Annotated in this window: 15 protein-coding genes; 5 read left to right on the top strand and 10 right to left on the bottom strand. The window is 73.3% G+C overall.

All coding sequences use genetic code 11. The features are described 5' to 3' along the window. Positions 1-77 precede the first annotated feature (77 nt). Positions 78-551, top strand: a complete 474-nt coding sequence (locus J2S55_RS01240; RefSeq protein WP_306856670.1) for a TspO/MBR family protein — start codon at positions 78-80, stop codon at positions 549-551. Here the strand turns inward: J2S55_RS01240 and J2S55_RS01235 are convergent. Together J2S55_RS01235 and J2S55_RS01230 are read right to left on the bottom strand one after the other, a co-directional pair. Then, entirely contained in the window at positions 519-1,199 is a 681-nt protein-coding gene (locus tag J2S55_RS01235) for a response regulator (protein ID WP_306856669.1), read from the bottom strand. The two genes, J2S55_RS01240 and J2S55_RS01235, sit on opposite strands and share 33 nt — an antisense overlap. Beyond that, positions 1,196-2,368 carry a sensor histidine kinase gene (locus J2S55_RS01230; RefSeq protein WP_306858538.1) on the bottom strand — a complete coding sequence of 391 codons (1,173 nt, stop codon included), beginning with the start codon at positions 2,366-2,368 and terminating at the stop codon, positions 1,196-1,198. Before J2S55_RS01230 ends, J2S55_RS01235 begins: the two co-directional genes overlap by 4 nt. 259 nt (positions 2,369-2,627) lie before the next feature. On the opposite strand from J2S55_RS01230, the gene J2S55_RS01225 reads away from it, so the two are divergent. Beyond that, on the top strand, positions 2,628-3,257 hold the full coding sequence (locus J2S55_RS01225) for a DedA family protein (protein ID WP_306856668.1): 630 nt from the start codon (positions 2,628-2,630) through the stop codon (positions 3,255-3,257). A gap of 12 nt (positions 3,258-3,269) precedes the next feature. Here the strand turns inward: J2S55_RS01225 and J2S55_RS01220 are convergent, their stop codons facing one another. Next, entirely contained in the window at positions 3,270-3,671 is a 402-nt protein-coding gene (locus J2S55_RS01220; RefSeq protein WP_306856667.1) for a lipocalin-like domain-containing protein, read from the bottom strand. 213 nt (positions 3,672-3,884) lie between these two features. Here J2S55_RS01220 and J2S55_RS01215 point away from each other — a divergent pair, with 213 nt between their 5' ends. From J2S55_RS01215 to J2S55_RS01205, 3 genes are all read left to right on the top strand, one after another. Further along, positions 3,885-4,031, top strand: coding sequence for a hypothetical protein (locus J2S55_RS01215; RefSeq protein ID WP_306856666.1), 147 nt, complete (start codon positions 3,885-3,887; stop codon positions 4,029-4,031). A gap of 221 nt (positions 4,032-4,252) precedes the next feature. Further along, positions 4,253-4,882 carry a DUF998 domain-containing protein gene (locus J2S55_RS01210; RefSeq protein WP_306856665.1) on the top strand — a complete coding sequence of 210 codons (630 nt, stop codon included), beginning with the start codon at positions 4,253-4,255 and terminating at the stop codon, positions 4,880-4,882. Between the two features lie 34 nt (positions 4,883-4,916). Further along, positions 4,917-5,849: an acyl-ACP desaturase gene (locus J2S55_RS01205; RefSeq protein ID WP_306856664.1), complete on the top strand. Its 933-nt coding sequence runs from the start codon at positions 4,917-4,919 to the stop codon at positions 5,847-5,849. Between the two features lie 117 nt (positions 5,850-5,966). On the opposite strand, the gene J2S55_RS01200 is transcribed toward J2S55_RS01205, so the two are convergent. The 7 genes from J2S55_RS01200 to J2S55_RS01170 all read right to left on the bottom strand — a co-directional run bounded on the left by J2S55_RS01200 (position 5,967) and on the right by J2S55_RS01170 (position 13,135). Beyond that, on the bottom strand, positions 5,967-6,734 hold the full coding sequence (locus J2S55_RS01200; protein ID WP_306856663.1) for a sulfite exporter TauE/SafE family protein: 768 nt from the start codon (positions 6,732-6,734) through the stop codon (positions 5,967-5,969). Further along, positions 6,731-7,336, bottom strand: coding sequence for a rhodanese-like domain-containing protein (locus J2S55_RS01195; RefSeq protein ID WP_306856662.1), 606 nt, complete (start codon positions 7,334-7,336; stop codon positions 6,731-6,733). Before J2S55_RS01195 ends, J2S55_RS01200 begins: the two co-directional genes overlap by 4 nt. A 75-nt stretch (positions 7,337-7,411) precedes the next feature. Beyond that, entirely contained in the window at positions 7,412-8,752 is a 1,341-nt protein-coding gene (locus J2S55_RS01190) for an MBL fold metallo-hydrolase (RefSeq protein ID WP_306856660.1), read from the bottom strand. A gap of 324 nt (positions 8,753-9,076) precedes the next feature. Then, positions 9,077-9,346 carry a metal-sensitive transcriptional regulator gene (locus J2S55_RS01185; RefSeq protein WP_306856659.1) on the bottom strand — a complete coding sequence of 90 codons (270 nt, stop codon included), beginning with the start codon at positions 9,344-9,346 and terminating at the stop codon, positions 9,077-9,079. A gap of 99 nt (positions 9,347-9,445) precedes the next feature. After that, positions 9,446-10,663, bottom strand: a complete 1,218-nt coding sequence (locus tag J2S55_RS01180; RefSeq protein WP_306856657.1) for an MFS transporter — start codon at positions 10,661-10,663, stop codon at positions 9,446-9,448. A 315-nt stretch (positions 10,664-10,978) separates the two neighbouring features. Next, positions 10,979-12,214, bottom strand: a complete 1,236-nt coding sequence (locus J2S55_RS01175) for an NAD(P)/FAD-dependent oxidoreductase (RefSeq protein ID WP_306856656.1) — start codon at positions 12,212-12,214, stop codon at positions 10,979-10,981. A 123-nt stretch (positions 12,215-12,337) separates the two neighbouring features. Further along, the gene (locus J2S55_RS01170; RefSeq protein WP_306856655.1) at positions 12,338-13,135 is read right to left on the bottom strand and encodes a nitroreductase/quinone reductase family protein; all 798 of its coding nucleotides are present in this window, start codon (positions 13,133-13,135) and stop codon (positions 12,338-12,340) included. Positions 13,136-13,205 lie beyond the last annotated feature (70 nt).

Here is a 13,205-nt window from a genome sequence, read left to right as displayed (position 1 = left end):
GAGCCGGAGATCGGGGAAGGTCCCCGGGGTGGAACCGGCCGGGGGTAGGGGCACGAAGAAGAGGGCAGGGAGGTTTCATGGTCATCGCGCGACAACCGAAACGCTGGGCGGGGCTGCCGGTCTTCGCCGCCGCGCTGGTGCTGGTGGCGGCTGTGGGATCACTGTCGGCGGTCGACGCCGGCGGCGAGTATCTGGCGCTGGAGCGGCCGCCCTGGGCACCGCCGCAGTGGCTGTTCGGCCCGGCCTGGACGGTGCTCTACATCATGATCGCGATCTCCGGCTGGATAGCCTGGTCGGCGCGGGGCTGGACCCCCGCGCTCGGGGTCTACGCCGCCCAGCTCGCCCTCAACGCGGCCTGGACCCCGCTGTTCTTCGGCGCGGGCCGGTACGGCCTGGCCTTCGCCGAGATCGTCGTGCTCTGGGCGGCGATCGTGGCCACCGTCGTCCTGTTCCGGCCGATCAGCCGGGCGGCCGCCTGGCTCCTGGTGCCCTACCTGCTCTGGGTCACCTACGCGGCCTCACTGAACTTCGCCATCTGGCGGCTCAACTGAGCCGAGCAGCCCGGCCTCGTGGGCGAGGATCGCGGCCTGGACCCGGTTGCGGGCCCCGAGCCGGGTGAGGATCGCGCTCATGTGGGCCTTGACGGTCCCCTCCACCAGGTAGAGGCGGCGGGCGATCTGCCCGTTGGACAGCCCCTCCCCCACCAGGGCCAGCACGTCGCGCTCGCGTGGGGTGAGGGCGGCCACCTGCTCGCGGGCGGCCGCCGCCCGGGTCATCCGGCCGCCGGCGAGCTCGGTGATGACCCGGTGGGCGACGCGCGGCGAGAGGTAGGCGGCGCCGTCGGCGACGGCGTGGATCCCGGCCAGCAGCTCACGCGGGTCGCCGGACTTGAGCAGGAACCCGGCGGCGCCCTCGCCGAGCGCCCGGGCGATGTAGTCGTCCTCGCCGAAGGTGGTCAGCATCAGCACGGCGGTGCCGGGCGCGGCCCGGCGCAGCTCGGCGGCCGCCGCCAGCCCGTCCATCCGGGGCATCCGGATGTCGAGCAGGACGACGTCGGGACGGTGGCTCAGGGCCAGCTCGACCGCCTGCCGGCCGTCGCCCGCCTCCGCGACCACCTCGATCTCCGGGTCGGCGGCCAGGATGGCCCGCACCCCGGCCCGGATCATGACCTCGTCGTCGGCCAGCAGCACCCGTATCACGTCGCTCCATCCTCGTGGGGGAAACGGGCGACGACCTGGAAGCCGCCGCCCTTCGGTCCTGATTCGAACGTGCCGCCCGCCAGCCGCACCCGCTCGCGCAGCCCTATCAGGCCCAGCCCGCCGCCGCGGAGACGGGCCGGCGCCGCCTGGGCCGCCTGGTTGGTCACGGTCACCGTGATCTCGGCGGCGGACCTGAGGACCTCGACCGTCACCGCGGAGCCGGGGGCGTGCTTGGTGGCGTTGGTCAGCGACTCCTGCACGACCCGGCAGGCCGTGTGGTCGCGCAGCGACTCCGCGCCGCGCAGCTCCACCCGCACGCCCGACTCCCGCGCCCGGTCGACGATCTCGGCGACGCTCTCCTGCGACGGGGTCAGCGGCGCCTGGTCGCCCGCGCGGAGCACGCCGATGACCCGGCGCAGGCGCTCGGTGGTCTCGGCGGCGGCCTCGCGGAGCTCCCCGACGGCTCTGCGGTGCCGTTCGGACAGGTCGGGGGCCATCTCCAGGGCCGCGGCGCGCAGGGCGATGAGCGCGAGGTCGTGGCCGAGGGAGTCGTGCATGTCCTGGGCGATGCGGTTGCGCTCGCGGAGCTGCGCCTGGTCGACGATCAGGCTCCGCTCGCGGGCGCGGCGCTGCGCCAGCCGGCCGACCCCCCACGGCAGCAGGCCGGACAGCAGGACACCCGACAGGGTGGGGATCCAGAACTGCGTGGTCACGGCGTCGGGCCGCGGACCGCAGGAGGAGGCCGTGCTCAGGAGCGCGCCCACGCCCAGGATCGCGGCGAACGCCAGCGTCGCGGGGCGCGGATCGGCCGCCCGGCGGCCGGCCAGATAGGCGAGCACCATGGTCGCGGGGGTCAGCGCGTTCAGCGGCCACATCTTGACCGGGTCGTCGAGGTGCCAGAGATGGACGGTGGCCAGGCCCTCGCTGACGTTCCACGAGCCCGGTGCCAGGGCGAGCAGCATGGCCACCGGCGGAGCCCCGCGGCTCACGAGCACGGCGGCCCCCAGCACGGCCACCTCGGCGGCGGCCCAGCCCGGCGACGCCCAGCCGGTGGCCGGCTCCCACCAGGGAGGGACGACCGGGGCCACGGCCACCGGCAGGCACAGCAGAGCCCACAGCAGCAGGTCGCGCCGGACCTCCCGCCGGCTTGACCGCCGGATCCATCTCATCACACCTGCGACGTTACAAGGCCGTCGCGGCCACGCGTCTCGGTCGGAGGTAGCAGACCTCCCCTGACGAAAGTAGGGGGTCGAGGCGTCCGATCGCGCGATGTGCCCTCCCCTGCCCGCTCCCTAGGTTCGAGGAGACGGATCCCTGAGGGATCTCAGGGGCAAGGTCCGCCGGCTTCCGGGGCCACCCCCGATGCCCGGAGACCGGCGGGCCGTCAACGTGCTGTAGGAGACCTCTCCCATACCCGTAGGAGCTGCTGTGACACAGGCCATCCTCGACGCCCTGCACAATGTGATGACCTCGCCCTGGATCTATCTGGCGCTGTTCGCGGTGGCGATGCTCGACGGGTTCTTCCCCGTGGTGCCCGCCGAGACGTCCGTCATCACGGCCGGGGTGTTCGCCGCCTCCACCGGCGCGCCGAACCTCGCGCTGGTGATCGCGGTGGCGGCGCTGGGCGCGTTCGCCGGCGACCACGTCTCCTACGCCATCGGGCGCACCACCGGCAGCCGGCTGCGCGAGGGCAGACGCAGCGGCAAGGCGTTCGCCTGGGCGTCGAAGGCGCTGGCCGAACGGGGCGGGCTCGTGCTGGTGGTGGCCCGATACATCCCCGGCGGCCGGACCGCCTGCACCCTCACCATGGGCGCGGTCGCCTACCCCCGGCGCTCGTTCGCCCTCTTCGACGCCGTCGCCGCCGTCTCCTGGGCGGTCTACTCGGGACTGATCGGCTACGTGGGAGGCGCGGCCTTCGAGAACGACCCGGTCAAGGGTCTGCTGCTCGGCCTGGGCATCGCCGTGACGATCACCGTGGTGGTCGAGGCGGTCCGGCACGTGCGGCGCGGCCGGGGCGCCGGGGAGCCGGAGCGTGCCCTCGCCGGCCTGCGCGACTGACCGCCGCCGTGCTCAGGCCCGCCGCCAGATCAGCGTGTGCCATCTGCCGTTGTCGGCGGCGGCCAGGATGAGGCGGTTGCCGGCGAAGTTCAGCTCGTGGATCCGGGTGACGCCGGAGAGTGCCGGATTGAGCGCCATCTCGATGTCGTGGGCCACGTGGCCGTCGCGGATCTCGTAGCGGCCCGAGTAACACAGGAACGACGCGGCCGCCACGGCCCGTTCCTGGGGCGAGGCCTGCGAGAGACCGGCGCCGGGCAGCGGCGGACGCCCCGCCCGCGCGATGGTGGCGCTCATGTGGCCGTCGGGGGTGTAGCAGAGCAGGCCCACCGCGTCGCGGCCGAAGGGGTGGGAGGTCCGACCGTCCGGGTGGGCGATCCGCCACTCGACCAGCCGCCATGCTCCGACCAGATCCATGCCCGCGAAACTATGATAATCGAAGTCAGCCGGTCAACTGCCCTGACCTTGATATCAGGGAATTCTCATCCAAGTCAGGGTCGACCCCCTATGGTCCCGGCACCGCCGGGCACGGGACGCTGCCACTGGTCCACCGGAAGGACCGCTCCGGACGCCTTCACGAGACGTCCCGACCGTCCCGCCATGTCTTCACCCGCGATGAGAGGAGTGCGCATGACTGCAGTGGCAGCCGACCTGGCGCCGCCGGGACCGCCGTGCTCCGCGCCCGGGACCGCGCCGCAGCGGTCCGGGGCGCCGGCCCATGACCACCCGGCCTTCCCGGCCCGGCCTGGAGCGATCCACGAGGGGGCGGCGTGGTGAACACCGCCCCGGCACGGCGCCCGCCCGGAACGACGGTGGACCCGCCACGGCACCGGCCCGCGACGGCCCCGGCACCGCAGCGATCCGGGACGGCCACAAGCTCGGCACCGCACCGGCCTGCGACGGCCACAGGCTCGGTACTGCACCGGCCCGGGACGGCCACAGGCTCGGCACCGCAACGGCCCGGAGCGGCCGCGGCCCCGGCGCGGCGCTGGCCGGGGATGGCGGGGGCGGTCGCCGCCCTGGGCCTGACGGCCTACGCGCACGTGGCCGCCGCCGGCCCGGTGGATCCGGCCGGCGACCCGGTCGGCGGCCACACGCCGCTCGACGCCCGCGTCTGGGCCATGACCGGCGGCACGATCATGCTGGCCATGGCCTGCCTGTGGGTCGCCTACAGCCTGGCACGCGTGGACCCGACGCGCAGCGCCGCGGCCCGCGTCCTGTCCGTCGCCGGCGCCCTGGGGCTGCTGCTCACCGCGGTGTTCCCGGCCGGCGCGGCCCCCGGTCCCACCCCGGCCGGCGGGGAGATCCACAGCTGGTCGGCGGCGGTGGTCTTCACCGCGCTGCCCTGCGCGGGCTGGATGCTGGGCCGCCGGTTCCGGAGTCCGGCGCTGTCGGCCCTCAGCGTGCTCTCGGTGGCGCTCCTGGCCGTGTTCCTGGCCACCCGCCCGGGCTCGCCGGTCGCGGACCTGATCGGCGGCTCCGACTATCACGGCCTGGTCGAACGCCTGCTGCTGCCGGCCGGGGCGGCGCTGGTGTTCCTGGCCGCCCGGAGCACGGGAACCCTACCAGGCAGTAACAAAGGTGACATATCCCGCTTACCGACCCCCGCTTTACCTACGCTAACGTAGGTTACGGTTCCGTAGTCAGTGAGGGAGAAGCCATATGCGAGAGTTCAGCCAGACCGAGCTGCTGCTTGAGCTTGAGCCCGTTGTCGCCGGGGAGCTGGACCGTCACCACAAGGTGGCCAAGGAATGGTTCCCCCACGAATACGTCCCGTGGTCCGAAGGCAGGGACTACGACGGCGTCTTCGGCGGTGACGCGTGGGTCGAGACCGACTCCAAGCTCCCTGAGGAGGCGCGGGTCTCCCTCATCGTCAACCTGCTGACCGAGGACAACCTCCCCAGCTACCACTACGAGATCGCCACGGCCTTCGGCCGCGACGCGGCCTGGGGCACCTGGGTGCACCGCTGGACCGCCGAGGAGGGCCGGCACGGCACCGCCATCCGCGACTACCTGACGGTCACCCGCGCGGTCGACCCGGTCGCCCTGGAGCGGGCCCGCATGAACCACATGGGAGAGGGCTTCACCAACTCCTACGAGGGCGTGCTCCACTCGCTGGCCTACGTCTCCTTCCAGGAGCTGGCCACCCGCATCTCCCACCGCAACACCGGCAAGGCGTCCCAGGACCCCAACTGCGAGCGCCTGCTCGCCAGGATCGCCGCCGACGAGAACCTGCACATGCTCTTCTACCGCAACCTGCTCGACGCGGCCTTCCAGCTGACCCCGAGCCAGACGATGCGCGCCGTCACCGACGTGGTGACCACCTTCCAGATGCCCGGCACCGGGATCGAGGGCTTCACCCGCAAGGCGATGACCATCGCCAACGCCGGAATCTACGACCTGCGCCTGCACCTCGACGACGTCCTCATGCCGGTCCTGCGCCAGTGGGCCGTCTTCGACATGAAGGACCTCGACCCCGAGGGCGAGAAGGCCCGTGAGGAGCTCGCGGAGTTCCTCGCCCGCCTGGAGGTCTCCGCCTCCCGCTTCGTCGAGCGCCGCGAGGCCCGCCGCGCCCGCCAGGCCGCCGGCGCCTGATCACTCCTCCGAGGGACCGACACGTGCGGTCCCTCGTGTCCGTTCCCGCCGTTCTTCCGTCCCGCCGTTCTTCTGTCGCCGGCCGTTGACGGCGTGGCGTGACAGCACCCGTCCGGGTCACATCAGGGTGGGAACCTGCTGGGCGAGGACGAATACCCCCATCGCCAGGACGGCCCAGCCGAAGGCGCGGCGGAGCCGGTCAGGGTTGATATGGCCGGCCAGTTGCCCGCCGGCCAGACCGCCGACGACGGCGGCGACGGTGACGACGGCCGCCAGGCGCCAGTCAATGGTGACGGTCTGCAGGTAACCGGCGAGTCCGGCCAGTGACTTCATCGCGATGACCAACAGGGAGGTGCCGACGGCGGCGGCCATCGGCATGCCGCCGAGCAGGACCAGTGCGGGCACGACCAGGAAGCCGCCACCGGCGCCGACCAGGCCGGTGACGACGCCGACGACGACGCCGTCGATCAGAATCCTGCCGACCGGCAGGTCGGCGCCGGTCTTGGCGGAGACGCGGGAGCGCCCTCTGATCATGGCGATGGCGGTGGCCACCATCATGGCGGCGAAGCCGCCGAGCAGGATGGCCTCCGGCAGATAAGGGCCGATCAGTCCGCCTGCGTAGGCGCCCGCCATGCCGGCGGCACCGAAGATCAGGCCGGTGCGCCAGCGGACGCGCCCGGCACGGGCGTGGGAGATGAGGCCGGCGGCGCTGGTGGCGGCGACCACCAGCAGTGACATCGCGATCGCGGTCTTACCCGGCACCTGGGCGATGTACATGAGCATGGGCACCATGAGGATGGAGCCGCCGCCGCCGAACAGGCCGAGGGTGACGCCGACCGCGACGGCGGCGAGCACCGTCGCGATGAGCGCCCAGGTGGTGATCATGCCCGGGCCTCGCCACCGCGCAGCCGGGCGATGACGGCGTCGATGTCGAAGTCCCGGATGCGGTTGTAGGGCAGTTTGGCCAGGGCCATGCCCATCGCACAGGTGTCGGTGACAGCGGCGAAGGTCAGCCCGGCGCCGACGAACCCGGCGATGAACCGGGCCGGTGGCCACCAGATGCTGGCCAGGACCGAGGTGGCGACGATGCCGCCGGCCACCAGCCGCACCTGGCGCTCCAGCCCCCAGCGCTGGGCCCGGGTCCCGGGGATCGGACATGACGCGGAGGTGGTGGGGGCACCGGCACCGGTCCAGGCGTTCATCCCGCCCTCCAGCACCACCACGTCGGCCAGGCCGGCGCGGGTCAGCGCGGTGTGCGCCCGGGAGGCCCGGCCGCCGGACTGACAGATCAGCAGCATCGTGCCGCCGGCTTCGGCGACGATGCGCCGCAGGTGCGTGTCCACCTGGTCCAGGGGCAGGTTGACGGCGCCGGAGATGTGGGCGGAGGCGAACTCACCGGGAGTGCGCACATCGACGACGAGCACGTCGGGGTCGGCCGCGATCAGAGCGCGGGCGGCGGCCACGTCGACACTGGTCTTCATACTCATGATCAAGAAAATCCTGTTCTTCGGGAGCGGGTGGGGACAGTCGGATCGGGGTGATGGCCGACCGGCGGGGGCGGGTCAGGTGGCGGCCGGGTGCCGGAGCAGGTCGGTGACGCCGGCGCCGGTCAGCACGGCCGGCCGGTAGCCGGCGGCCAGCAGCAGGCCGGCGGCGATGCTCGCGCGGCGGCCGGAGCCGCAGGCGACCAGGACCGGACGGGAGGCGTCCAGCTCGGCGGGGATGCCGTGGGTCACCAGGTCGGGCAGGAAGCGGTGGGTCGCGCCGGGCAGCGCGGCGGCGGCGTGTTCGCCGGGCATCCGCACATCCAGCAGTTGGGCGCCGGGCCGGGCCAGGCGGGCGGTGAAGGCGGCCGGGTCCAGCAGTTCGAAGGTCTGGTCGGCGGCCGGCCCGGGGTCGGTGATGACGCCGCGCACGGTGTCGATGCCGATCCGGGCGAGCTGGGTGACGGCCTCGGCGATGTCCTGGCCGGGGTCGGCCACCAGGACCAGGGGCGCCTGGTAGGGCAGCAGCCAGCCGGCCCAGCTGCCGAAGTCGGTGCCCATCTCGATCGCGACCGCCCCGGGGAGCAGGCCGCCGGCCTGCCGGGCGCGCGGGCGGATGTCCACCACGCGGGTTCCCTCGGGCTGGTCGGCCAGATCCTCGACGCTCAGCGTGGGCACGGCCAGGGGCGGCATCGGCGGCACGCCCATGGTGTTGGCCGGCCCCATGTGCCGGTAGAACGCCGGGATCGGCATCGGGGCGGCGAGCAGCTCGTCGGCGAAGGCCTCGGCGTCGCCGATGGCCAGCAGCGGGTTGCCGGCGAGCTCGTCGGCGATGGTGGAGGTGTAGCGGCCGGCACCGGTGGAGGTGCAGAACGACCCCTCACCGTGGGTGGGCAGCAGTTCCACCCCGCCGGGCAGGCCGGCCAGCCGGTGCAGCGAGCCGTGCTGCAGCTTGGCCAGGCTACGGGCCCGCTCCGGACCCAGCAGGTCCGGCCGGCCGGCCGAGGAGACCAGCAGGCTGCCTCCGGAGAACACCGCGACCGGCTCGCCGTCGATGAGCACCAGATAGCTGGTGTGCTCGGGCGTGTGGCCGGGGGTGTGGATCGGGCGGATGCTCAGCCCCTGCCCGCCGGGGATGTCCTCCATGTGGAAGGCGGGGGTGTGCGGGTAGGCCGCGGCGGCCGCGGCGGGGAGCACCAGCTGCGCGCCCGTGGCGAGCGCGGCCCGCTCGCCACCTGAGACGTAGTCGTTGTGCAGGTGGGTCTCCAGCACGAACCGGAGCTCCACATCCCGCTCGGCCGCCTTGGCCAGAAAGCGGTCGATGTCGCGCTGGGGGTCGACGAGGATGCCGCGCCCCTCGTGGGTGAGCAGGTAGCTCTGGTCCCCCAGACCGGGGGTGCGGAACGAGGTGATCTCCATCGGGAGTCCTTTCGATCGGATAAAAATACCCCTGGGGGTATATGGAAGGCAGAAATGTGCCCCGCTCCAGCCCTCCCCCCGGACCGGAGGGCGGGCATGGCTCTACGGCGGCGTCACCCTCACGGACGGACCGCGTGGCGCGAGGCCGGCCGAGGCGGCGGACGCGACGGGAAGGACCGCCGGCGCCTCCTGGCCACTACGGCGATCTCCCCCGCGAGGGCGATATACCCTGGGGGGTATATCGGAGGCATGGGAATGCGCCGCCGGGACGACGCCACGGGCCCATGCCGTCCGCCGTCCACGGCAAGCCGCGGACCCCACCCCTTACGCCAGGGACAGGAAGAGCTTCTCCAGCTCCTCGACACTCATCGGAGCCTCCTCGCCGCGAGCCTGGGCGGCCTGGCAGTGACGCAGCCCACTAGCGACGATCTTGAACCCGGCACGGTCAAGCGCCTTGGAGACGGCCGCGAGCTGGGTGAGAACCTTCGAGCAGTCCTCGCCGGCCTCGATCATCCCGATCACGCCGGCCAGCTGCCCATGGGCCCGGCGCAGGCGGGTCACCGCGTCGCCGACCATCGACTCGTTCATCTCCATGCCGCCAATATACCCGGGGGGGTACCCTGGGGCAAACGGCGCCGCCTCGCCGGCGTAGTCGGCCCGCCCTCGTCATGCACCCGCCGGCGGACCCGGGCCTCAGGAGACCGTGACCGGCCGGCGGGCCTCGGCCACACCCGTTTCCGCGCGCAACCTGCGCAGGAAGAGCAGGACCAGCAGCGCGGCCAGGCCGGTGGTGACCGGCGGGACCACGAAGGCCAGCGGGGCGCCGACCCGGTCCACCAACTGCCCGGCGACCGCCGCGCCGGTGGCGATGCCCAGGCCGATCGACCCGTTGAGCCAGGTGAACGCCTCGGTCCTGACCTCGGCCGGGACGAGGGTCTCGACCAGGGTGTAGCCGGTGATGACGGCGGGGGCGATGACGAACCCGGCCATGGCCGCCCCGCCGTACAGCAGGGGGATGGATCCGGCGAGCGTCAGGGCGGCCGTCGTCGCGCAGAGCAGACCGACGGTGACGGCCAGCCTCACGGGGGCGCCGATCCGCCAGCGGACGACGCCGTAGAGGATGCCGCCGACGAAACTGGCCCCCGAGAAGGAGGCGTAGATCGGCCCGGCCGCGGCCGCCTGGCCGAGCGCGGCGGTGTAGGAGGTGATGCCGACCTGGAGGCTGCCGAAGACGGTGCCGAGCGCGACGAAGGCCACCGCGAGCACGGCCACGCCGCGCAGGCGCAGCACGCCCCGCCGGGAGCGGACCCGGACCGGTATCGGCTCCGGGGCGCCCCCGCGGACCGCGGCGAACACCAGCGTCCCGGCCACCACCATGACCAGCGCCGTCAGCAGCGCCCAGACCGGGGAGAAGCCCGTCGAGAGGGCCACCAGCAGGACCGGGGCGAGGGTGAAGGTCAGCTCGTCGGTGATGGATTCGAGGGCGAAGGCGGTGCCCAGCCGCTCCGAGCGCCCCAGCAGGTGCGCCCAGCGTGCCCGGACCATCGAGCCGACCTGCGGCACCGAGGCGCCGGCCAGCGCCGCCGCCGCCACCAGCGGGAGGGCCGAGGTGTGGGCGGAGGCGAGCACGAGCAGGGCGCCCAGCGCGACGGCGTGCACGGCGACCTGCGGGACGAGCACCTTCGGCTGGCCGTACCGGTCGGCGAGCCGCCCGGTCTGCGGCCCGGCCAGCGCCTGCGCCACGGCCGCGGCCGCGGCCGCGATCCCGGCGGCGCCGTACGAGCCGGTCGACCACTGCACGAGCAGGAGGATGCCGAGCTGCAACATGGCGTACGGCAGGCGCGCGAGGAACGCGGGGACGAGGAAACGCCAGGCACCGGGGGAACCGAGCACGGCAAGGTAGGACTTCATCACTCTCCGTCGGAGTCCAGACGGAGCGCCGCCCGGTCCGGGAGCGCACCGTCGTGGTGGGCTTCGACCGGGGTAGATACCGCCTATAGCGGCCGCCATGCGGTCATTACCTGCATCCGTTCAGAACGCACGAATCAGCCATTTTATGCCATGAAATGGACTCAGCGAGAGCCTGCCGCCCGCCACCGCGTGCCCCGGCCCCGGCGGCCGGGCCCCGCACCCGTCCTCGCGCCGGGGCGGGGCCCGTACCCGTCCTCACGCCAGGGTCGGGCCACGCACCCGTCTCACGCCGGGGGCGGGGCACGCGGCCGCCGGTCAGCCCCGCACGAGGTCGGCGAACGGCACCGAAGGGTCGGCGAGCCGGTCGGGGGCGACCGGGGCGCCGCCGCGGATCAGCTCCTGGACCGGCGCGATGCCCTCCTCCCACCGGTTGACGTGCATCCCCGCCACGACACGGCCGCCGGCGAGCCAGAAGGCGTGGAAGTCCCGCGCCTCCAGGTCTCCCCGGACGACGACGGAGTCGTAGCCGCCCGGCGCGAACCAGCCGGAGAACTCCATGCCGACGTCGTACTGGTCGGTGAAGAAGTAGGGCGGCCGGTCGTAGACGACCTTCTGGCCGAGCATGGCCCTGCCCGCGGCCAGGCCGCCGTTGAGGGCGTTGGACCAGTGCTCGACGCGGATGCGGGCGCCGTACAGCGGGTTGAAGGCGTTGGCCGCGTCGCCGGCGGCGTAGATGTCGGGATCGTCGGTGCGGAGGGACTCGTCGACGACGATCCCGTTGTCGACGGCCAGGCCCGCACGTTCGGCGAGCTCGACCTCCGGGCGCACGCCGACACCGACGATCACCACGTCGGCCGGGATCTCGCCGCCGTCGTCGGTGAGCACCGCCTGGACGCGCCCGTCGCCGCGGAACCCGGTCACCCCCCGGCCGAGCCGTACGTCGACGCCCTGGCGCCGGTGCACCTCGGCGAAGAAGGCGCCCATCTCGGGGCCGAGCGCCGCCTGCAGCGGCACCGGCCGCGGCTCGACGACCGTCACCTCGCAGCCGTATCCGCGGGCGGCGGCCGCGGTCTCCAGCCCGATCCAACCGGCCCCCACGACGACCACCCTGCCGCCGCCCCGGACGGCCCCGCGCAGCCTCTCGGAGTCGTCGAGGCTGCGCAGGTAGTGAACGCCGTCCAGGTCCGCGCCGGGCACGTCGAGGCGGCGCGGGGACGCGCCGGGGGCCAGGAGCAGCTTGGCGTATCCGAGCCGCCGGCCGTCGTCGAGCTCCACCTCGTGCCCGGACCGGTCGATGCCGGTCACCCGGCGTCCGGTCAGGAGCTCCACGGAGTGCTCGCCGTACCAGCCCTCGTCGTGGACGTAGACCTTGGCCTTCTCCTCCTTGCCGAGCAGGTAGCCCTTGGACAGCGGGGGCCGCTCGTACGGGCGCTCGGCCTCGGCGCCGATCAGCGTGATCCGGCCCGTGAACCCTTCCTCCCGCAGGGACTGCGCGGCCTTCGCCCCGGCCAGGCCCGCTCCGACGATGACGAACGTCTGCTCGGTAGTCATGGATCTCTTCCTATCGGATTCCCACCCGGGTTCCAACGGAGGCGGCGGCCCGCAGCGCGCGGCGCGGGCCGGACGCGCGCCGGAGCCACCGGTGCCACCGCCCGGCGGGACCGCCCGCGCGGCTCAGTTCAGCTCGTTCAGGGCGGCCACGAGCTGCTGTTCCTCGTAGGCGAAGTGGGCTTCCAGCTCGGCGGCCAGCCGGTCGAGGTCGGCCTGGACCCGCTCGACGTCGCCACCGTCGAGCAGCGCCCTGATCTCGCCGGTGATCCGCGCCACCACCACGTGCTCCTCGCGCAGCCGGGCCAGCGCCGGGGCCAGCTCGGGGAACTGCCGCTCAAGACGCGGGAACCCGAGCTCGTCCTCGCCGGTGTGGTGCGCGCGGAGCGCCTCGCAGTAGAGCAGGCAGTGCGTCCGCAGGTCCTCGCCGGGATCGGCGCCGCGGAGGCCGGCGAGCCGTTCGCGGAGCTCCTGGTGGATTTTGACCAGGTGCTCGCCGAGCGCCCCGGCGCGGGCCGCGTCCCTGCGGTGCAGCGCGACCACCGGGATGACCCGGTCCGTGCCGGCCTGGTAGGCGGAGAAGGCCGGATCGAGTCCGGCCTGCCTGGCGTAGAACCGGTCGCGCTCCTCGCCGTGCAGCACGACGGCGGTCGCCTCGTAGGTCTCCGCACCGGTCTCGACGGTCACCCGCGCGTCGGCGACCAGGTTGTGGTACCAGGCCGGATGCTTCGGGCCGCCCGCGTTGGAGGCGAAGACCATGATCCGGTCGCCCGCGGGCAGGTATACCGCCGGGGTGGTGTGACGCCGGCCGGATCGGGCGCCGGTGGTGGTCAGCAACACCAGCGACACCCCTTCGAACGGGCCGCCCACCTTCCCCCCGTTGGCCCGGAACTCCTCGATGACCTGCAGGTTGAAGTCGGACATGGATCGTCCCCTCGGGATAGGCTGACGACGTCAGCCACTTTGCTTTGATAGCAAAGCTAATTTAATCAGC

This window comes from Streptosporangium brasiliense, assembly GCF_030811595.1.
GTDB classification, from domain to species: domain Bacteria; phylum Actinomycetota; class Actinomycetes; order Streptosporangiales; family Streptosporangiaceae; genus Streptosporangium; species Streptosporangium brasiliense.
The sequence above is the reverse complement of the archived record's forward strand: the minus strand, read 5'-3'. Positions and strand labels throughout refer to the sequence as shown.